Below are 20,217 nucleotides of genomic sequence, written 5' to 3' on the forward strand. Positions count from 1 at the left end.
CTTTGGACGGTTTCGGCGCAGCGCGTTAAGCGATTACCGCACGTGAGAAACCGAAACTTTCCGGTCGGGCTGGCATCAAATCGCCCATCCGCCCGCATAAAACACCACCAGCGCCACGGCGATAATCACCGTGCCCGCGTTCAGTTTGCGCCATTCGCCGGAGAAAATACGGCCAATCACCAGCGAGCTGAAACCGAGCATGATGCCGGTGACGATGTTGCAGGTCAGCACGATAAACACCGCACACAGCAGCCCCGCCATGGCATCAACGAAGTCGTTGAAATCCAGTTTGTTTACGTTGCTCAGCATCAGCAGACCGACATACATCAGCGCAGGGGCGGTGGCGTAAGCAGGCACCAGATAAGAAAGCGGAGACAGGAACAACATCAGCAGGAAGAGCACGCCGACGACCGTGGCCGTCAGGCCGGTTTTACCGCCTGCCGCCGTACCCGCTGCTGATTCGATATACACCGCCGCAGGCGATGCCCCGACCAGCGAGGCAAAAATACTGCTCACGGAGTCAGCCGTCAGGGCTTTACCGCCGCTGATGATCTGGCCTTTTTCATCCAGCAGATTCGCCTGACCGGCCACCGCACGGATGGTACCGGTGGCGTCAAACACCGCCGTCATCACCAGCGCCAGAACGCTTGGCAATACCGCCGCTTTCAGTGCGCCCATAATGTCGAGATCGAAAATGACAGATTTGCCATCCGCGCCCGCCAGAGAAGGCATCGCGAACAGCCCCTGATATTTCACCGCCGGATCGAAAATCAGACCGATAACGGAAATCAGGATAATCACCAGCAGAATACCGCCCGGAACGCGCAGCTTCTCCAGACCAAAAATCACCGCCAGACCGAGCAACGTCATCACCACCGGGAATGACGTGAACGCGCCGAGCGCAACAGGCAAACCGTCCAGCGGGTTTTTGACCACCAGACCGACACCGTTAGCCGCAATCAGAAGCAGGAATAAACCAATGCCGATGCCGGTCCCGTGCGCAACGCCCATGGGCAGGTTGCGCAAAATCCACGAACGGATCCCGGTGACCGAGATAATCGTGAACAACACGCCCATCAGGAACACCGCACCCAGCGCAACCGGTACGCTGATGTGCTGACCAAGTACCAGACTGAACGCGGTAAACGCCGTCAGAGAAATGGCGCAACCAATCGCCAGCGGCAGATTTGCCCACAACCCCATCAGCAGGGAACCGAAACCGGCCACCAGACAGGTCGCGACAAACACCGCGCTCGGAGAGAAGCCCGCTTTGCCGAGCATTGATGGCACCACAATCACCGAATACACCATCGCCAGGAACGTCGTTAACCCGGCGATCACTTCCTGACGCACATGGCTGCCACGCGCACTGATTTTGAAATAAGCATCAAGCGGGCCCTTTGGCGCAACAGCGCGGCCCGTTTGAGGTTGTTGACTCGACATGGAAAATCCTCTGGATGTCTTTACTGATTAGCCTGCGTGGTCATTATGAAACCGTTTCTTCACGTTCGCTTCCTTACCTGATGCACGAAATACCGGCAAAACCGGCGTCACGTGTGCAGGGCAAACGTTTAACTCACATCGCGTATGGCGGGACTAAAATTTAGCGCAAACGATTATCCGGCCTCTTATACCCTCTTTTCAACTCTGTTTGCCGACAATTTACCGTTGTCCGGTCAAGAAAAACGCGAATTTGCTGCAAATTTGTCCCGATGGCGGTTTGCTGAACGATATCGGTTGCGCACGCGATGACAGCAACGCAAAAAAGGCGGGGACGGCGGGTGAAAAACGTGGCGGCGTCAGAAATAAAAATCAGCACTGAAACACCGGAGATAAATCAGGAACGGGCAGGAAAACGTTGAAAATAAAATATCATGACAGTTATTAAGGGTTATTTATTTAAAGGCGTTCATCACGTAAATATGTCACGCACGAACGCCGGAAAATAAAAACAACGCGGCACAAAGACACCTCAGCCTGAAATAAACTTAACGCATGATGGTGAATGGCCCTCCATTTTCCAGGGCTTTCTGATAAGCCGGTCGCGCCGTGACATTGGATAACCAGGCATTAAGACGGGGATATTTTCCCAACCCTGCGCGCGCATTAATGGCTTCTACCGGGAAACTCATCTGGATGTCAGCCGCGCTGAACTGATAACCGGCGAAATAAGGGTGGACGGCAAGATGCTGCTCGAGGAAATCCATGTGGGTGGTCAGCTGTTTATCGATGTAATTTTTCTGCACGCCCTGCCCGATGGCACCGGCAATCGGACGGATCAGCCACGGCATCGGCGGTTTGCCTAAGCGCCCGAAAATCAGTTTCATGACCAGCAGCGGCATCAATGACCCTTCGGCGTAATGCATCCAGTAGCGGTATTGCTGACGCTCGGCCAGAGCCGATGGCCTTAGCACCCCTTCGGCGTCATAGGTTTCCTGTAAGTATTCAATGATGGCGCCAGACTCGGCAAGGATCAGCCCGTTATCTTCCAGCACCGGCGCTTTTCCCAAAGGATGCACTTTCTTCAAAGACGCGGGCGCCAGCATGGTCGATTTATCCCGCTGATAACGCTGAATTTCATAAGGGACGCTCACTTCTTCAAGCATCCACAAAATTCGCTGTGAACGTGAATTATCTAAATGATGTACTTTAATCATGAATCTGTTCCATCCCGTGACGTTTAATTATTTGTTAACTATAGACAAGACTTTGCTTCTCTGTTTATCACGCTTTAAAAAAACCTTGCATTCATCAGGTGTAATTTTGCATGCGTTTTTTTTATTTGATTAAAACCACTTACAGATTAATCTTAATTACGCGAAAACAGATTTTCGTGACTTCATTCGCCTTTAATAACTCGTGATGCGATTAACGCCGAATATAAAAACAGCCCGTCTCATTGACCCCTGCTTGTGTGGAGCCTTACATGTTTTCCAGTAATTACAACAATGTGCTGGTGATGTTTTCATTCATTGTTGCAATGCTTGCCTCTTATACCGCGCTGGATATGGCCGGGCGGGTCGCGACCACTCAGGGAAAGGCCTCCCGTCTCTGGTTAACCGGTGGCGCAATCGCCATGGGGATCGGCGTCTGGTCGATGCATTTCATCGGAATGCTGGCATTCAACTCAACGGTATCAATGGGTTATGACCCGCTGATCACCTTACTCTCCATGCTTATCGCCATTATTTCCTCCGCCTTTGCGCTGTGGCTGGTGTGCCTGCCGCAGTTACCGATGATGCGTTTATTGGCCGGTTCACTGCTGATGGGCGGCGGGATTGCCGCGATGCATTACACCGGCATGGCTGCGATGCGCATGATGCCGCCTGTTATCTACAGCGTGCCGTGGGTGATGGTGTCCGTACTGGTGGCCGTGGTGGCGTCGGGTGCGGCGCTGTGGATGGCCTTCCATTTACGTCAGCAGTCGCCTAACGTGCGTCTGTTGCGCATCAGCGCCGCCGTGATCATGGGCACCGCCATTGTCGGCATGCATTACACCGGCATGGCCGCCGCCACGTTCCCGCCGATGAGCCACAGCATGGCCGCCAACAGCGGCGTGGATAACAACTGGCTGGCGCTGCTGGTCATTGTGGTAACGCTGGCGATCCTGGCGATCACGCTGATTATCTCGGTGCTCGATGGCCGTATGCAGGCGCGCACGTCGGTGCTCGCGTCTTCGCTGGCGCAGGCCAATCGCGAGCTGACCCAGTTAGCCCTGCATGACAACCTGACCAAGTTGCCCAACCGTCTGCTGCTGGAAGATCGTCTCGGCCAGGCCGTGCAGAAAGCCACGCGGGGAGAATCTGAATTTGCGGTGTTGTTTATCGATCTCGACGGGTTCAAGGCGGTCAATGACGCTTTTGGCCATCACATTGGCGATCAGTTGCTGGTGTCGGTGACCGAGCGGCTGCTGTCGCATTTACGCGCGTCGGATACGCTGGCACGGCTGGGCGGCGATGAGTTTGTCCTGCTGACAGAAATCACCGAGCCGACCGATGCCTCACAGCTGGCGGATAAACTGGTGCACCTGATTGCCCGCCCGTTCCACGTTTCGCGTTACGAACTGCTGGTATCCGCCAGTATTGGTATTGCCGTGTATCCGGGCGACGGCGAGAACGAACGCGAACTGATGCTTAACGCCGATGCGGCGATGTATCACACCAAAAACTCAGGCCGCAACGGCCACAGTTTCTTCCAGCCTTCAATGAACGCCAATGCGCAAAATCAGTTGCAGATGCTTAACGACTTGCGTCTGGCGATCGAGCATCACGAATTACGTCTGCATTATCAGCCGAAATTTATCGCGCCTTACGGACCGGTCAGCGGCTTTGAAGCCCTGCTGCGCTGGGAGCGCGAAGGTAAAACCCTCAGCCCAGACGTGTTCCTGCCACTGGCGGAGAAAACCGGTCTGATCATTCCTATCGGCGAATGGGTGTTGAATGAAGCCTGCCGCCAGTTACGTGAATGGCACCTCGCCGGGCACACCACCTGGACGGTGGCGGTAAACCTTTCCGCGCTGCAATTCGAGCAGGCGAATCTGGTGGAAATGGTCATCGATACCGTTGAACGCCACCACATTCCGCCGGAAATGCTGACGCTGGAAGTCACCGAAACCACCGCGATGCGCAACCCGGACGTCAGCGTGGCGATACTCGAGCGTCTGACAAAATACGGTGTCAAAGCCTCGATTGATGATTTCGGCACCGGCTACTCCAGCCTGCTCTATCTCAAGCGTTTACCCGCCAGCGAGCTGAAAATCGACGGCGCATTTATCAACGATCTGATCGCCGGAAGCGAAGATGCCAGCATCGTGTCTGCCATTATTGCCCTCGGCCAGACGCTGAATCTGAAAGTGGTGGCCGAAGGCGTGGAAACCACCCAGCAACAGGATTTCCTCACCCAGCTGGGGTGTGACACCTTGCAGGGCTATCTGCTCGGGCGGCCAATGACCCCGGAGCAAATCGCCCGGCACCCGGATTCGGCCTGGGAACCTCAGCTCACCATCACGCAACAGCCCTGACAGCGGCTGATATCAGACCGCAGCCGTGCGGAAAAACCGCACGGCATTGCGCAACTCGACACTCTGCTCCGTCAGCGATTGCGCCGCCGCGGCGGCCTGCTCCACCAGCGCAGCGTTTTGCTGCGTCACCCGGTCCATCTGATCCACCGCAATGCCCACCTCATGAATGCCGGTATGCTGCTCGGTGCTGGCAGTCGAAATTTCACTGACAATTCCCGCCACTTTATTCACTGAATTCACGATGTCGTTCATCGCCTGACTCGCGCGGTCAGCCTGCTGCGAACCTTCGGCAATTTTAGAAACGGTGCCGTGGATCAGATTTTTAATTTCTTTCGCCGCCTGCCCGCTTTTCTGCGCCAGAACGCGCACTTCGCTGGCCACCACCGCAAAGCCTTTGCCCTGCGTGCCGGCGCGTGCCGCTTCTACCGCCGCATTCAGCGCGAGGAGATTGGTCTGGAAGGCAATACCTTCGATCACGCTGATAATATTGATGATTTCTTTTGAACTGCCGGAAACATCCCGCATATGCAGTTGCATCCCGCTGACGATCGACCCGCCCTGCGAAGCGGTTTCTGACGTCGCGTGTGCCAGCTGGCTGGCCTCGCGGGCGTTCTCCGCATTCTGGCTGACGGTGGTGGTCAGGTTTTGCATGTTGGCGCTGGTCTGCACCAGCGATGCCGCCTGCTCTTCGGTTCGCTGCGATAAATCAATGTTGCCCTGCGCAATCTCGCTGGCGGCATGATTGATGGACTCGCTGCCGTTCATGATCTGATGGATTGTCTGGTTCAGTTGCTGATTCATGCGGCTCAGCGACGCCAGTAAACTGCCGCTGTCGCCGGGCCGCAGGACGATCTCCGTCGCCAGATTTCCCGCCGCAATCTCCTGCATGATCGCCGCCGCGTACGCCGGTTCGCCGCCCAGCTGCCGGTTGAGATTTCGCGCCAGCAAGAGCGCCATCGCCACAGACAGCAGCAGCGCAAACACCACCAGCACCAGGAACAGCACGCTGGCAGAGTGGTAATGGCTGCGCGCCTGTGCCGCCGCGTGCTCACTGTTGCTGACTTCGTCTTTAACCAGCGTGGCGAGATCGGCCATCAGCTGTGTGCGGTATTTTCGTGAGTTATCGCCGCTGATTTGCGTGGCCTGCGCCACATCATTGCGATCCATCGCTTCAATGACCTGATCGTTCGCCAGCGAAAAGCGCTGAAAGTTATCGACGATTTGCTTAAACAGCGCCGACTGGCTGCCGCCGCTGTTGAGATTCTGATAGGCATGTTCCGCGGCTTTAAAGTTAGCCACCGCCTGCATGATTTCCACCCGGTGACCGTCGCGCGGCGCGCCCTGCGGTGAAGCGATGTATTGCACCTGTTGCAGACGCAGCTCGGCCAGCGTGCCGCGCATCACCAGCGGGTACTGAACGCCCGGCAGCCGGTACGCGCGGTAATCTTCAATCTGCTGATTAATATTTTTCAGCTGCCAGGCAGAGGTCGCTGCCAAAATCAGCATCAGGGAAAGAACAAGGGCAAACGCCCCCATCAGGCGGGCGAGCACGGAAAGTTGGGTTAATTTATTCATCAGGACACAGCAAAGTGAGTGACAGGAGTCAGAGATAACGGCATAAGCCTGAGGAACTTTATGGTGAAATGAAACAATATTTCATTTTGTTAAATGCTGTTCTTTATCGTGTAATCAGAGGGTTACCTGAAGAATTCAGGATGTTACTTCAGGCAGGAAAAACAGGATGCCGCCCGCATTTCCCGCCAGGCTCCCGAAATGGCCGGGAGCAGCGAGTTGGTGGGCAAGGAGGCGTTAACGCGGCGCAAAATCCGGCCACAGCGGCCCAACGGCGGCCATCAGTGACGGCGTGCCGGTGGCGACCGACATGTGCCGGTAGTTTTCATTTCCGGCCGTACCGGCGAAATGGACAACGGTATCCAGCCCGGCTTCCTGACACAGCACAACGCCTCCCGCGATATCCCACAGCGTGGTGCGACGTTGCAGGTGCCCGTCGATAATGCCTTTGGCGGCGAACACCATGCCGATCGTGGTACAGCGGTAACAATGTACCGACCACTCAGCGGCCCGCAGGCCGCGATAAAACGCCGAGGCTTCATCCAGCTTGTCATCGGAACTGTCGCCGAGCGACACAATCTGCACATCCCCAAAGCGATCGTCACGGTGAAACCGCTTGCCGTTGAGGAACAGGCCTTTACCCGATTCTGCGGCAAACAGATCGTTGAGCACCGGCAGCGCAATCACGCCGAGGGTCGGTTTTTTGTTTTCCACCAGCCCGAGCGAGACGCCCCACAGCGGCGAACCGCGCAGAAAATTCGACGTGCCGTCGATAGGGTCAATCACCCAGCAGGCGGCATCCGTCAGCACGCCCCCCATCTCTTCACCGATGATCGCATCCTGCGGAAAATGCTGTGCCAGCTGCGCACGGATAAACTGCTCTACTGCCACATCGGCTTCTGAAACGAAATCCTGCGGGCGCTTGCTGCTGACTTCAATGCTGTCGCGACGGTTGAAAAAACCCAGCGCCAGTTCGGCAGCCTGAGCGGCAATAGAGCTGGCAATCGCCAGTTTGGCGGAAAGCGTGATCGTCATTGGTTACCTCTGTTTTTAAGCCAGCGCACCAGTTGCCCGACATGGTCGGTCTGAAACGCCCGGACGCCGGCATCCACCAGCACACCCCATACACCGTCGGGATCCACCGCAGCGCGGCTGTCACAGTAATCCAGCGAATGGGAGACATCCAGCGTATTGACCCACAACCGGACGCCGAGGCGTTTAAGTTGCTCACGGGCGGCGATCACGTCGGCCAGATCGGTAAAGTTCAGTTCAATCATCTGCGCACCGAACTGCGCTATTTTGCGCAAATCGTCCGAAAACTTGCCCGGACGGGCGTGCAGGATGGGCATATAAGGGATGCGCGCATCGGTCACTTGCAGCGGAAAACGCTGAGTTTTCAGATCGATTTTGCTTTTAAGCAGCACGCCGTCGGCCATGTTCATGCTGAGGATCAGCGCCACGATGCGATCGAAATCCCGCGCATACTTGATGTCCACATTCACCACGATGCGCCCGCGAGCTTCTTCGAGTAACTCTTCCAGCAAAGGAACGCGTTCGCTGGTGAGCACCATGCCTTCGCGTCCGTCAGCGGCCTTCAGCCTCGCGCGGCGAACGGCTGCCAGCGACATAGTCGCCACCTCGCCCTGATAATCACAGGTACGGTCAAGATGCGCATCGTGGATCACCACCACCTGCGAATCGGCGGTGGTTTGCGCATCAATCTCAATAATATCTGCGCCCTGATGAATCGCCTCATGCAGCGCAGCAAGTGAATTTTCGGGGGTAGTTTGCCATACGCCACGGTGGGCAATAACCAGTACATCCGGGTTCTCCGGAGAAATCAAAGATCGGGTTAACGCTTTCATCATCACTCCTGACATCGGGAAAAAATCACCGGCTATTGTTTGGCTGCAATCGACGTTTCGAACCGGCGCAGCAGCAGATTTCCGCGGGTCACCATGTTATCGAGCGAGGCTTTAGGGGTTTCCTGACCGTTCCAGACTTTCTCCAGCTCCTCGTCCATGATGGTGCGCACCTGAGACATATTGCCCAGACGCAGCCCTTTGGTGAACGGCAGCGGCGGCTTGTTGATCATCTGTTTCATCGCGATATCGGCCCCCGGATGGGTTTGATAAAAACCTTGTTCGCGGGTCAGCGTGTAGGCTGCGTTGGTGATCGGCAGATAACCGGTTTTCTGATGCCATTCGGCGGCGATGTCCGGCTCAACCAGGAAGTGCAGGAACTCAGCCACGCCCTTGTAGGTTTCAGGCGTTTTGCCTTTGAATACCCACAGACTCGCGCCGCCGATAAAGGCATTTTGCGGTGCGCCCGGCGCGCCATCCTGATAAGGCATCATGCCGACGCCCACATCGAATTTTGCGTACTGACGGATCCTGTTCAGCGAGCCCGACGAGGTGGTCAGGATGCCGCAATCGCCGCTGTAGAATTTGGTGGTGGCATCGTCGTTACGGCCATAGAACGAGAAATCCCCTTTCTTGTGCATCTCATTGAGCTGCGTAATGTGTGCCGTCTGCAACGGGCCGTTAAAGTTGAGCACGGCATCGGTACCGTCGAAGCCGTTGTTGCGCGTCGCCACCGGTAAACCGTTCCATGCGCTGAAGCCTTCGATCTGGATCCAACCCTGCTGACCGGCATTGGTGTAACCACAGGTCATGCCCGCCGCGCGCAGTGCCGCGGCATCCGTCGCCAGCGCATTCCAGGTTTTAGGCGGCTCGTCGGGATTCAGCCCGGCTTTTTTAAACGCGTCTTTGTTGTAATACAGCACCGGCGTCGAGCTGTTGAACGGCTGCGAGATCAGATGCCCGGTTTTGCTGTCGCTGTAATAGGCCGCCACGGAAGGCACAAAGGCGCTTTCATCGTTAGGGATACCCGCATCCTTAAACATCTTTGCCACAGGCACCACGGCGTTGCTGGCCATCATGTTCGGCGTGCCCACTTCATACACCTGCAAAATATCCGGCGCGTTACCGTTGCGGTACGCCGAGACGCCTGCGGCCAGCCCCAGCTCATAATTGCCTTTGTAGACCGGCACCACGCGGTATTGCGGATGAGTTTGGTTAAAACGGTCAGCCAGCGCGCTGACCTCTTTACCTAAATCACCGTCCATGGAATGCCAGAAAGTCAGCGTCGTTTGCGCCTGTGCGCCAAAGGCCATTACCGCCAGCGCACTCATCAGCGTGGCGCGCATTACAGGGTTTTTCATGATCGCTCCGGTTGAAAAGCTTAACAATTATCCGGCGGTAACCTTGGCACGCGTGTATGACAATTCAGGGAGGAAATCATGAACAAACGGTGACATGCCCCGCATAACCTCATCCCAAAACCGTTGCGCAAAGCGGGATTGTCGGCGGTCATATTCATCTCTCTCTTAACGCTATATAATCCTATGCATAACGAAATCAGAGGATCCCGCCGTGCGTTCATTTTCATTCACCGTCCTTCTCGGACTTGTTCTGAGCTTTTCCGTCCCTTCCGCTTTTGCTTCCCGCCTGATAACCGACCAGCTGGGCCGGCAGGTGACCCTGCCTGACAAGGTTGATCGGGTGGTGGTGCTGCAACATCAGACCCTGAATCTGCTGGTACAGCTCGACGCCACCCGCAACATCGTCGGTGTGCTCAATAACTGGCAACAGCAGCTCGGCAGCGGTTATGTACGGCTCGCGCCTTCACTGGTGAACACGCCGGTGGTCGGCGATCTGACCAGCGTCAATCTGGAAAGCGTGGTCGCGCTGCATCCGCAGGTGGTGTTCGTCACTAACTATGCGCCGCAGGAAATGATCGACCAGATAAGTCAGACCGGTATCGCCGTGGTGGCGGTCTCACTGCGTGACGATCCGAAAGGCGAAGAACACAAAATGAACCCGGCGCTGCCGGATGAAGACCGGGCGTATACCGAAGGGCTGAAAAAAGGCATTACGCTTATCGGCGACGTGATGAACCGCCAGAAACAGGCGCAGGCATTGATCGACTATACTTTTTCTCAGCGTCAGCTCACCGGCGAACGGCTGAAAAACATTGCGCCGGCGCAGCGTATCCGCACGTATATGGCCAATCCTGACCTGACCACCTACGGATCCGGTAAATATACCGGGCTGATGATGGCGCGTGCCGGGGCCATGAACGTGGCGGCCGCGACGGTGAAAGGTTACAAACAGGTATCGCTGGAACAGGTCATCGCCTGGGATCCGCAGGTGATCTTCGTGCAGGATCGTTACCCGGAAGTGGTCGGGCAGATCAACCACGATCCGAACTGGCAGAGCATCGATGCAGTGAAAAACCACCGCGTATACCTGATGCCGGAATACGCCAAAGCCTGGGGCTACCCGATGCCTGAAGCGATGGCGATCGGTGAATTGTGGATGGCGAAAAAACTGTATCCGCAAAAATTTGCTGACATCGACATGCAGAAACAGGCAGATGCTTACTATCAGCGCTTCTACCGGACGGATTTCAACCCCGCAGCAGAAGCCCCGCACGCGGGGAAATAATGCTCTTCTCCACGTCGTACATGCTGTTGAAATCACTGCGTTTCAACGACTGTTTTGAAGCAATGTGACAAGGAGATCTGATGACAAAATCGATCAAAGTGCTCGCCGCGGGCAGTCTGCGGCGGGCGTGGGCGCCACTGTGTGAGGCGTTTCAGGCAGAAACGGGCATCCGTGTGGTCACCGAATTCGGCCCTGCCGGGCTGCTGCGTGAACGGATCGAAAAAGGTGAAAAACCCGATCTGTTCGCCTCTGCCAACACCGCGCACCCGCTGGCGCTGCAACAGCACGGCAAAGCGCTGGACGTGCAGACCTTTTGCGGCAACAGCCTGTGCGTCACCGCGCGTAAGGTGCCGGAACTGGAGAAGCTTAACTGGCTGAGCGTACTGCTCGATCCGCGTTTTCGCCTGGCAACATCGACGCCGCAAAGCGACCCTTCCGGTGATTACACCTGGCAAATGTTCGAACTGATTGAACGACGTCATCCCGATTCCGGCGCGGTGCTGCGCAATAAAGCGTTGCGTCTGGTGGGCGGCGAGAAGTCGGCGAAAGTGCCGGAGGGGAAACTGGCGGCAGAATGGTTGATTTGCACCGGGCAGGCCGACGTCTTTATCGGCTACACCAGTTACGCCACCCTGCTGCGGGAAAATGATGAGCTGGAGGTGTTTAATATTCCTGCGGATTACAACGTGCGCGCCAGCTATGCGCTCGCCACCTGTACGGAGAAAGCGAAACCGCTGGCGGAGTTTATCCTGTCAGAAACCGGCCAGCATATTTTGCAGAACGCCGGTTTTTGCGGGAAGCATTCGGTGATGCCGGACTGATAACGGCTTAGTGATCGAGATCGCGTTCTTTCATTGCCCGCTGACGATCGTAGTATTCATCTTCGGCGGCAATGATCTCATCGAGCAGTGAATCCACATCGGCTTTATGCGTATCTTCGGCGAAGTGCCCGGTAAGAAGGGTTTCCGGCGTCAGTTTGCCATCTTCATACAACGCCCAGATTTCTTTCGCGTAGCGGGTAGTCTGCAACTGCGGCGCAAAGCGGCTGTAGTATTCGGTCATGTTATTCACATCGCGTTCGAACATGGATTCGGCGTGGTTATTCGCCGCGGCATCCACGGCCTGCGGCAGGTCGATAATCACCGGCCCCTCGGCATCCATCAGCACGTTAAACTCTGACAAATCTCCGTGAACGATACCCGCACACAACATCCGCACGATATTGCGGATCATCGTCTCGAAATCCGCCACGGCTTCTTCTTCCGTCAGGATCACATCACTCAGACGTGGCGCTACCACGCCATCGCCGTCGGTGATGAGCTCCATCAGCAGCACGCCATCCAGACAAATATAGGGCTGCGGTACGCGCACACCGGCATTCGCCAGACGGAACAACGCATCGACTTCCGCCGTCTGCCAGGATTCTTCCTGCTGCTTGCGGCCAAACTTCGAGCCTTTTTGCATCGCACGGGCGTTGCGGCTGTTACGGACTTTTCGGCCTTCCTGATACTGAACGGCCTGCTTGAAACTACGCTGCGTAGCTTCTTTGTACACCTTGGCGCAACGGATCTCTTCACCGCATAAAACAGTGTAAACGTCGGCTTCTTTGCCACTTTTCAGTCGACGGACCACATCATCTATCAGGCCGTCATCCACCAGAGGTTGGATTCTATTTGGGATTTTCATGCAGCCTTGTACCTTATTTCAGCGCGTGAGGGAATGACCTGCGCAATATTCCCTGCATTACACACCAGACACGCCGTTCGCGTCATCCTCGTTATCGCTCCGGAGCAGTCCAAAGACAGACCCCCCTAAACATGAGTAGTTTAACGTAGTGACAGCATGGTGGATACTTTCTGCACGTATCTTCTCGCTACTATGCGTAAAAATGGCCCCCTGCGCGCCCTGTTGCCCCTCCGGTTTATTCGCTGTTAATTTGGCTTAAATAACGAGAAAAGAGAACGAATGTATTATTGAGATGTTTCCCGGTGTAACCAACGAATGCCATATATTTAGTTTTTCATTAAAATGAACTTTCCTGATTTTTTAAGCTTTTCGTGCTGTTTAACTGCCGTTTAATTAGCGCAAAAAACGGTATACGTTCTGTTTACAGTCCGGGTGATACTGTCTCAATACTTTCCCGTTGCAGGTCTTAATAATGAACAGTATTTTAATTACCGGTGCCACTGGTTTTGTCGGCGGTGCAGTTGTTGAATATCTTTTACGTCAGAAATTAACGGCGAAGAGCCAGTTATTGTTATTAGTCAGAGCCGACGATAATGCGACGGGACTCGCCAGAATCATCGATAATTTAAAGAAATTTGAATTAAGCGACGAACTGCTTTCTGCGTTAACTGAACAGTCTATTTTAACCGGCGATCTGGCCGAACCCGAAAGCTTTATTCACGACCCGCGTTTAGATCAGGTCACTCACGTGATCAACTGTGCGGCGATTGCCTCGTTCGGCAATAATCCGGCCATGTGGCGCGTCAATGTCGAAGGCTCTCTGGTGTTCGCCAAACGCATGGCGCAGGTGAAAGGCTTGCAGCGTTTCGTTCACGTCGGCACGGCGATGGCCTCCATGCCGGACAAAGACAGCGTGTTCTATGAAGGAATGCCGGACAACGAGCACAACGAAGACCTGGTGCAGTACACCATTTCCAAGCGCGCTATCGAAAATCTGGTGCGTTCAGAGTGCCCGACACTGCCGTTCGTGGTGGCACGTCCGTCGATTATCGTCGGTCACACCCAGTACGGTTGCCAGCCGTCGAGCAGCATTTTCTGGGTCTTTATGATGGCCATCAAGCTGAAGAAATTCACCTGTAACCTCGACGATGAAGTCGATGTTATTCCTGTCGATTATTGCGCCATGGTGCTGGTGAAATTATGCCTGGCAGCCGAACTGAGCCACAGCTTCTATCATATTTCGTCCGGCGCGGAAATGTGTACGCCGTTCCATGAAATAGACACCTCGGTGGCAAAAGCCAATAATACTTCGCGTATTATTAACGAATACGAGCAGATCAGTTATCAGGAATTCACCGGCATTCGCAAACAATTTAAAGATGTTTTAGGGCCGTGTAATGACAAAATTATTTTACGTGCCATTAAATTGTACGGCGGATTCGCGCAGTTAAACGTGAAGTTTGATAATTCCCGGCTGATGGATATGGGCATTCCTAAACCGGCGGCCTTTAAGAGTTATATTGATAAGTGTGTTTTCTCGACGCATGGTCAGACAATTCCTGAACTCATGAGAGTCGATTTTAAATAAACCGATGCGTCTGTTGAAAAATAGAGAAGGTTTAGAATAACAGGACGCGGCACAGGACATTGCCGCGTCTTTTTTTATTTTCAGCCCGGCATCCGCATCAGACCATGCCGTTGCGACCAAACAGCCGGTAACCTTCGCGCTGATTCAGCCGATCGTAATACGCCGAGACGGCAGGCAGGGCCGGGCGCGACATCGGCGTCATCGACCAGCGGTTAACGGCAAGCCCCAGCACAATATCGGCCAGCGTAAAATTATCGCCCAGCACATAGTCGCCGCTGCGCTGAAGCTGCTCTTCCAGCATCTGCATATGACGGTTCCATTCGCTGACACCGGCATCAATCAGCGCCGGATCGGTGTGCTGAGGGCTGTTGCGCGCCAGTGCCGGAAACGCATATCGCCATGAATTATTCAGCTCACCCGCCTGCCAGTCCATCCACTGTTCGGTCAGCGCACGCCGTTTCGGATCCGATGACAGCAGGTCTTCCCGCCCTTCCTTCGCCGCCAGATATCGGCAAATGACGTTGGATTCCCACAATACGAATTCGCCATCGAGCACCACCGGCACCATGGCATTCGGATTCAGCGCCCTGAATTGTGGCGTCTGCACAGACTGAAAACCTGAACCAAACTGTTCCTGCTCAAATTCCAGCCCCAGCTCGTGGCAGGTCCATAACACCTTCCGCACATTGATCGACGTCGATTTACCCAGAATCTTCAGCATGACTTCCCCTGACAAAATGGAACAACCGGAATAACTATCAGGCTTTGGGCTGACGGAGAAAAATCCGCGTTGCCGAGCCGTGATAGGTGGTGTCGGTGTGCGCCACAAATCCGCACTTTTCCGCCAGCCGGACAGACGCCTGATGCTCCGGCGCAATAATGCAGCATAGCTGACGATCGAGGTTTTCATCGGCCCATGACAGTACCGCCCTGGCCGCTTCGACAGCATAGCCTTTACCGTGAAACTGCGGTGCCACCACCCAGCCCATTTCCGCCATACCGTTGAGCGAAGGCGTCATCTCCCGCTGATAATCCGCCAGACCAATTTCACCGGCGAACGCCCCTTCTTTACCGTTGTGTTTTTCAAACACAATCCAGTAACCAAAGCCCAGCATCTGCCAGTGGCCGGGATAGCGCAGTAACCGGCTCCAGCTGGCTTCGCGGCTGGACGGCGTGCCGCCAATGTATTTCACCACGGCAGGATCCGCCCACTGCGCGGCAATAGCATCAAAATCATCAATGCGATGACCACGTAAAATCAGACGTTCGGTTTCAATAACAGGCGCTTGGGCGTGCATGGTTGCTCCTCATTTCTCAGAATGACCATCACGTTAGCATTGAAGTTGAAAAGACGGGAAGTGCGGGCGGAGAAAGAAATTAAGATCCGCTGCGCAGTGCGCTCGGCGTGATACCGCGCACGGATTTGAAGCGGTGGCTGAAGTGGCTGGCGGAGCTGAAACCACATTCCAGCGCGATGGCGGTGATCTCCATGCCAGTGGTTTTCAGGAGGTGTTCGGCGCGGATCAGACGGGCGTTCATCACGTACTGATGCGGCGCCATGCCCATACTTTGTTTGAACATGCGGGCGAAATGAAACTCGCTCAGTTCAGCCAGAAGCGCCAGTTCCGGCAGCATCAGGGGTTGCGCAAGGTGAGCGTGAATGTAGTCTTTTACCCGGTTCAGAATATGCGGTGCCAGTCCGCCGCGCACCGTCGGCAACGCCCATTGCAGATGAGTGTAGTTCTTCACCAGATGCGCCATCAGCAGATTTGCCGCACTGCTCAGCATCAGCTGATTACTGTTTTCCTGCCACTGGCTGCTGAGCAAAAAGTGGCGATAGAGCAGCGTGATCTGCGGATCTTCTTCGAACGTGCGCTCTTCCATCTGTATCGCTGCCGGGCTGCGATCCCAGGTTTGCTCCACCAGATGACGCAGATGCTCATCCGAGCAATACACATGCACGAATGACAAATCATCGCGCACATCCCAGCTCGACATGCTGTTTTTTGGCATCAGACAAAAGCGGTCCGGGCCGCCGCCGTTGCGCCAGCCACCACGGGTTTTGTGATAACACTCGTAGCCGTCAGCGACGTACAGACTCAGCGTATGGTGATCCGGGCTTTCCTGGGTCACGGTGTCATTTTTATTCGACCAGGCCGCCAGCTGAATACCTGAACTCAGCTCCACACTGTCGTGCAGAACCGCTTTGTGCTTACGCAGCGTGTCGAAAGCCTGATAAACCTTGGTCATGACCTGCACCCGGAGGAAAAAGAAGAGGCCCAGTTTACGGGTTTTGACGGCAAGAGAGCCAGATATTGCCACGCGGGCGCACAAAGAAATGCGCAAGAATATGCAACTCAACCGCAAGCCGTTGAAAGCCAACGTCACCGGATTACCGCACACTTCCCTCAGACCATTATTTTTCAATGAGAGAAGTCGATGAACGCTCTGCTTTATATTTCGGTGATTATTATCTGGGGCACCACCTGGTTTGCGATTTACCTGCAACAGGGCGATGTGCCGGTGACGGTGTCGATCTTTTACCGTTTCCTGCTGGCGGCAGTGATTATGCTGGTGGCGCTGCTGGCGGCCCGTCGCCTGCGCAGGCTCGCCCTGAAAGATCATCTTTTTTGCATCGTGCAGGGCTGCTGCGTCTTTTGCTTCAATTTTTACTGCTTCTATCACGCAGCGGCTTACATCACCAGCGGGCTGGAATCGGTGATTTTCTCGATGGCCGTGCTGTTCAACGCGTTCAACGGCATGGTGTTTTTCCGCCAGAAACTGGCACCGGCGGTTATTCCGGCGGCCGTCCTCGGGCTGGCGGGAATCATCACCCTGTTCTGGCACGATTTCAGCGCCGCCCACATTGCGCCGGAACTGCTCAAAGGCATTGGCCTGAGCCTGCTCGGTACCTACGGTTTCTCGCTCGGCAATATGATCAGCGCCCGTCATCAGCGCCGGGGGCTGGACGTTCTGTCCACTAACACCTACGCGATGTTCTACGGCACAGCGGTGATGGGCGCACTGAGCGTGTTTCAGGGTGCCTCTTTCGCCATCGACCTGACGCCGCAATACCTCGGTTCGCTGGTCTACCTGTCAGTATTCGGCTCCGTGCTGGCCTTCGGCATTTACTTCACGCTGGTCGGACGCATTGGTGCCAGCCAGGCAGCCTACAGCACGCTGCTGTTCCCGCTGGTCGCCCTGACCGTTTCCACTTTCTACGAAGGGTATCAATGGCACATCAACGCCGTCATCGGGCTGGCGCTGATCCTGCTCGGTAATCTGGTGATGTTCTGCCGCCCGGCATGGCTGGAGATGTTCAGACGCAAGGCGGTGGTGTCGCTTTAAATCAGCCCAATAAACTCTCCCCCGCCAATCAGCGGAATGATGCGCGCGGGCACGTCGCTAAAACCCGTAGCAGTATTCCTGATCCGGGTTTTGCGATCTGTATTCCGGCGATTCATCTCTCCCTTAAAACGGGGCGGTTAGATAATCCCGCCATTCGCCCTCAGCGTCTGGCCGTTCACCCAGGCGCCATCGGGCCCGGCGAGGAACGCCACCACGGAGGCGATATCTTCCGGCTGGCCGAGGCGTTCGAGCGGCGAGGTTTTGGCGAGGGTTTCCACCAGTTGATCAGATTTGCCATTGAGGAACAAATCCGTTGCCGTCGGGCCGGGTGCCACGGTATTCACGGTGATCTGGCGTCCGCGCATTTCTTTGGTCAGCACGCGGCTCAGCGCCTCGACGGCCGCTTTGGTTGCGGCATACACGCCGTATGTCGGCTGGTATAACCCGACAACGGTCGATGAGAAGTTGATGATGCGCCCGCCGTTGTGCAGGTGTTTCGCCGCTTCGCGCAGGGTGTTGAAGGTGCCTTTCAGGTTAATGTCGATGAGGCGATCGAATGCGGCATCGTCGGTGTCGGCGATGGCCGAAAGCGTCATGATCCCGGCGTTGTTCACCAGCACATCCACGCCGCCAAATGCCTGTTGCGCACTGGCAAACATCCGGCTGACCGCCGCCGCGTCGCTGACATCGGCCTGCGCGCTGATAGCCCGGCCACCTGCCTTTTCGATTTTACTGACGACCGCGTCAGCCTCTGCCGCACCGCGCGCATAGTTCACGATCACGGTGAAACCGTCCCGCGCCAGACGCTCTGCGATAGCCGCGCCGATGCCACGGGATGCGCCGGTAACCAGCGCCACTTTTTGATTGGATGACGTCATGATGTGTTTCCTTTTTGAGTGATTCGGATTCGTTGTCGCTGAAGAAAGAGTAGCCGATTGACGCCGCCGGATAATTCCCTGATATTCGTTATCACTATCCGGAAAAGGCGAACAATCATCATGGATAAACTCGACAGCATGGCGTTGTTCACCCGCGTGGTGGAACTGCGGAGTTTCACGCAGGCCGCGCAGGCGCTGAACCTGAAACGCTCGACGGTGACTGACGCCATTAAACAGCTGGAAACGCGGCTCAACATCCGGCTTTTACAGCGCACCACCCGCCACGTCAGCCCGACGCTGGATGGCGAAGCTTATTACCAGCGCTGTCTGCGCATTCTGGCAGAGGTGGAAGATGCCGAAATGGCCTTCGCAGGGGCGCAGCCGAAAGGGCTGCTGCGGGTGGATGTGCACGGCACGCTGGCGCGGCATTTCGTGTTGCCCGGCCTGCCGGATTTTCTGGCGCAATATCCTGATATTGAGTTTTACCTGAGCGAGGGCGACCGGCTGGTGGATCTGGTGCGCGAAGGCATCGACTGCGTGATCCGCGCCGGTGAGCTGAAAGACAGCGATATGGTGGCGCGCCCGCTCGGCACGCTGCCGGAAATCACCTGCGCCAGCCCGGACTATCTGCAACGGTTCGGCACGCCAGACACACCGGACGATCTCACCGGACACCGGATGATTGGCTACCGCTCCAGCGCGACCGGCGGGCTGTTGCCGCTGGTTTTTCAGGTTCAGGGCAAAACCCGTGAAATTCTGCTGCCGACGCCATTTTCGGTCAACGGCGCGGAGAGCATGAAAGAAGCCGCACGGCGCGGAATGGGCATTATTCAGGTGCCAAAATACGCGCTGACTGACGATCTCGCGCAGGGCAAACTGGTGCAGATCCTGGACGGTTTTCCGGTGGGTGCGCTGCCGGTGGCTTTACTTTATCCCCGCAACCGCCAGCTTTCGCCACGCGTGCGGGTATTCATTGACTGGATGGTCAAAGAGTTTGCGCGGCGCGATCCGCATCTGACATAGTAGATTTCTCAGGTCTGAACCCGCTACGTGAAAGGCTAAATATCAGGAGACGCCGATGACCCAACCTGCTGTATTGCTGCATATTGGCCGCGAAGAAACGCGGGTTACCGTCCGGCATGACGATATCGACGATAAAATAGTGTCGCTGACATTGGGCTCACAGCTGACTTCCGTCGGCTATTTTCGTCATACGCCGCCAACGCCGGATGAAATGGAAAACGCCATTATGGTGGTCGAGGATGAAATCATCCGCATCCGCCACGATATCCCGCCGGGCGCGCAATTGTTCAGTACCGATAACGATATTCGCGCACTGGCACGCATTGCAGGCGTGGCTGAAAATGAAGTGATGACGCTGTCTCTCGAGGCCGTGGAGCGCACGTTCGACCGGCTGGCATTGGTGATCAACGGACGTCCTGCGCAGTTCGAGGGCATACCCGATGGCAATGATTTCGCTGCCACTCTGCTGATTTTGCGTGAGTTTATGCATCATCTGCAATTTGCGGATATCGTGCTGAAAGGGGCGAAGTTTGAGATGTTGTGATAACAGTAACAGCCCCTCACGGGGCTGTTAAAAAGGCCGTCAGGCCAGTG

General features: G+C 55.6%; 19 protein-coding genes. 8 read left to right on the forward strand and 11 right to left on the reverse strand.

The window, feature by feature from the left end; all coding sequences use genetic code 11:
• Positions 1-75 precede the first annotated feature (75 nt).
• Positions 76-1,443 carry an NCS2 family permease gene (locus ACO0U8_RS09065; RefSeq protein WP_056776138.1) on the reverse strand — a complete coding sequence of 456 codons (1,368 nt, stop codon included), beginning with the start codon at positions 1,441-1,443 and terminating at the stop codon, positions 76-78.
• A 14-nt stretch (positions 1,444-1,457) separates the two neighbouring features.
• Here ACO0U8_RS09065 and ACO0U8_RS09070 point away from each other — a divergent pair, with 14 nt between their 5' ends.
• Complete coding sequence (locus tag ACO0U8_RS09070) at positions 1,458-1,607, forward strand: hypothetical protein (protein ID WP_162997802.1); 150 nt, start codon at positions 1,458-1,460, stop codon at positions 1,605-1,607.
• 381 nt (positions 1,608-1,988) lie between these two features.
• Here the strand turns inward: ACO0U8_RS09070 and ACO0U8_RS09075 are convergent, their stop codons facing one another.
• Entirely contained in the window at positions 1,989-2,657 is a 669-nt protein-coding gene (locus ACO0U8_RS09075) for a glutathione S-transferase (RefSeq protein WP_421670632.1), read from the reverse strand.
• A gap of 269 nt (positions 2,658-2,926) precedes the next feature.
• On the opposite strand from ACO0U8_RS09075, the gene ACO0U8_RS09080 reads away from it, so the two are divergent.
• Positions 2,927-5,020, forward strand: a complete 2,094-nt coding sequence (locus ACO0U8_RS09080) for a putative bifunctional diguanylate cyclase/phosphodiesterase (protein WP_056776135.1) — start codon at positions 2,927-2,929, stop codon at positions 5,018-5,020.
• 12 nt (positions 5,021-5,032) lie between these two features.
• Here ACO0U8_RS09080 and ACO0U8_RS09085 read toward each other — a convergent pair whose 3' ends face one another.
• From ACO0U8_RS09085 to ugpB, 4 genes are all read right to left on the reverse strand, one after another.
• Entirely contained in the window at positions 5,033-6,595 is a 1,563-nt protein-coding gene (locus ACO0U8_RS09085) for a methyl-accepting chemotaxis protein (protein ID WP_136374998.1), read from the reverse strand.
• Positions 6,596-6,829: 234 nt separating this feature from the next.
• Positions 6,830-7,627 (reverse strand): inositol monophosphatase family protein, encoded by a 798-nt coding sequence (locus tag ACO0U8_RS09090; RefSeq protein ID WP_056776133.1) that lies wholly within the window; start codon positions 7,625-7,627, stop codon positions 6,830-6,832.
• Positions 7,624-8,457, reverse strand: coding sequence for a glycerophosphodiester phosphodiesterase family protein (locus ACO0U8_RS09095; protein WP_217204489.1), 834 nt, complete (start codon positions 8,455-8,457; stop codon positions 7,624-7,626). Before ACO0U8_RS09095 ends, ACO0U8_RS09090 begins: the two co-directional genes overlap by 4 nt.
• A 32-nt stretch (positions 8,458-8,489) precedes the next feature.
• Complete coding sequence (gene ugpB / locus ACO0U8_RS09100) at positions 8,490-9,815, reverse strand: sn-glycerol-3-phosphate ABC transporter substrate-binding protein UgpB (RefSeq protein WP_421670633.1); 1,326 nt, start codon at positions 9,813-9,815, stop codon at positions 8,490-8,492.
• A gap of 211 nt (positions 9,816-10,026) precedes the next feature.
• On the opposite strand from ugpB, the gene ACO0U8_RS09105 reads away from it, so the two are divergent.
• On the forward strand, positions 10,027-11,100 hold the full coding sequence (locus ACO0U8_RS09105; protein ID WP_421670634.1) for an ABC transporter substrate-binding protein: 1,074 nt from the start codon (positions 10,027-10,029) through the stop codon (positions 11,098-11,100).
• A gap of 80 nt (positions 11,101-11,180) precedes the next feature.
• Entirely contained in the window at positions 11,181-11,921 is a 741-nt protein-coding gene (locus ACO0U8_RS09110; protein WP_183848351.1) for a molybdate ABC transporter substrate-binding protein, read from the forward strand.
• 7 nt (positions 11,922-11,928) lie between these two features.
• Here the strand turns inward: ACO0U8_RS09110 and ACO0U8_RS09115 are convergent, their stop codons facing one another.
• Positions 11,929-12,786 carry a PA4780 family RIO1-like protein kinase gene (locus ACO0U8_RS09115; RefSeq protein WP_122094513.1) on the reverse strand — a complete coding sequence of 286 codons (858 nt, stop codon included), beginning with the start codon at positions 12,784-12,786 and terminating at the stop codon, positions 11,929-11,931.
• 472 nt (positions 12,787-13,258) lie between these two features.
• Between ACO0U8_RS09115 and ACO0U8_RS09120 the strand changes: the two genes are divergently transcribed.
• Positions 13,259-14,374 carry an SDR family oxidoreductase gene (locus ACO0U8_RS09120; protein WP_122094514.1) on the forward strand — a complete coding sequence of 372 codons (1,116 nt, stop codon included), beginning with the start codon at positions 13,259-13,261 and terminating at the stop codon, positions 14,372-14,374.
• 97 nt (positions 14,375-14,471) lie between these two features.
• On the opposite strand, the gene ACO0U8_RS09125 is transcribed toward ACO0U8_RS09120, so the two are convergent.
• From ACO0U8_RS09125 to ACO0U8_RS09135, 3 genes are all read right to left on the reverse strand, one after another.
• The gene (locus tag ACO0U8_RS09125) at positions 14,472-15,095 is read right to left on the reverse strand and encodes a glutathione S-transferase family protein (protein ID WP_056776120.1); all 624 of its coding nucleotides are present in this window, start codon (positions 15,093-15,095) and stop codon (positions 14,472-14,474) included.
• 37 nt (positions 15,096-15,132) lie between these two features.
• Entirely contained in the window at positions 15,133-15,672 is a 540-nt protein-coding gene (locus tag ACO0U8_RS09130; RefSeq protein ID WP_122094516.1) for a GNAT family N-acetyltransferase, read from the reverse strand.
• A gap of 79 nt (positions 15,673-15,751) precedes the next feature.
• Entirely contained in the window at positions 15,752-16,624 is an 873-nt protein-coding gene (locus ACO0U8_RS09135) for a helix-turn-helix domain-containing protein (RefSeq protein ID WP_136374989.1), read from the reverse strand.
• A gap of 189 nt (positions 16,625-16,813) precedes the next feature.
• On the opposite strand from ACO0U8_RS09135, the gene ACO0U8_RS09140 reads away from it, so the two are divergent.
• On the forward strand, positions 16,814-17,722 hold the full coding sequence (locus ACO0U8_RS09140) for a DMT family transporter (protein ID WP_421670635.1): 909 nt from the start codon (positions 16,814-16,816) through the stop codon (positions 17,720-17,722).
• 137 nt (positions 17,723-17,859) lie between these two features.
• Here ACO0U8_RS09140 and ACO0U8_RS09145 read toward each other — a convergent pair whose 3' ends face one another.
• Complete coding sequence (locus ACO0U8_RS09145) at positions 17,860-18,600, reverse strand: SDR family oxidoreductase (RefSeq protein WP_056776112.1); 741 nt, start codon at positions 18,598-18,600, stop codon at positions 17,860-17,862.
• Positions 18,601-18,720: 120 nt separating this feature from the next.
• On the opposite strand from ACO0U8_RS09145, the gene ACO0U8_RS09150 reads away from it, so the two are divergent.
• The gene (locus ACO0U8_RS09150; protein WP_421670636.1) at positions 18,721-19,623 is read left to right on the forward strand and encodes a LysR family transcriptional regulator; all 903 of its coding nucleotides are present in this window, start codon (positions 18,721-18,723) and stop codon (positions 19,621-19,623) included.
• A 55-nt stretch (positions 19,624-19,678) separates the two neighbouring features.
• Entirely contained in the window at positions 19,679-20,167 is a 489-nt protein-coding gene (locus tag ACO0U8_RS09155; protein ID WP_183848340.1) for a hypothetical protein, read from the forward strand.
• Positions 20,168-20,217 lie beyond the last annotated feature (50 nt).

The sequence above is a fragment of the Rahnella sp. EDr1-12 genome, from assembly GCF_049206505.1.
Classification (GTDB): domain Bacteria; phylum Pseudomonadota; class Gammaproteobacteria; order Enterobacterales; family Enterobacteriaceae; genus Rahnella; species Rahnella rivi.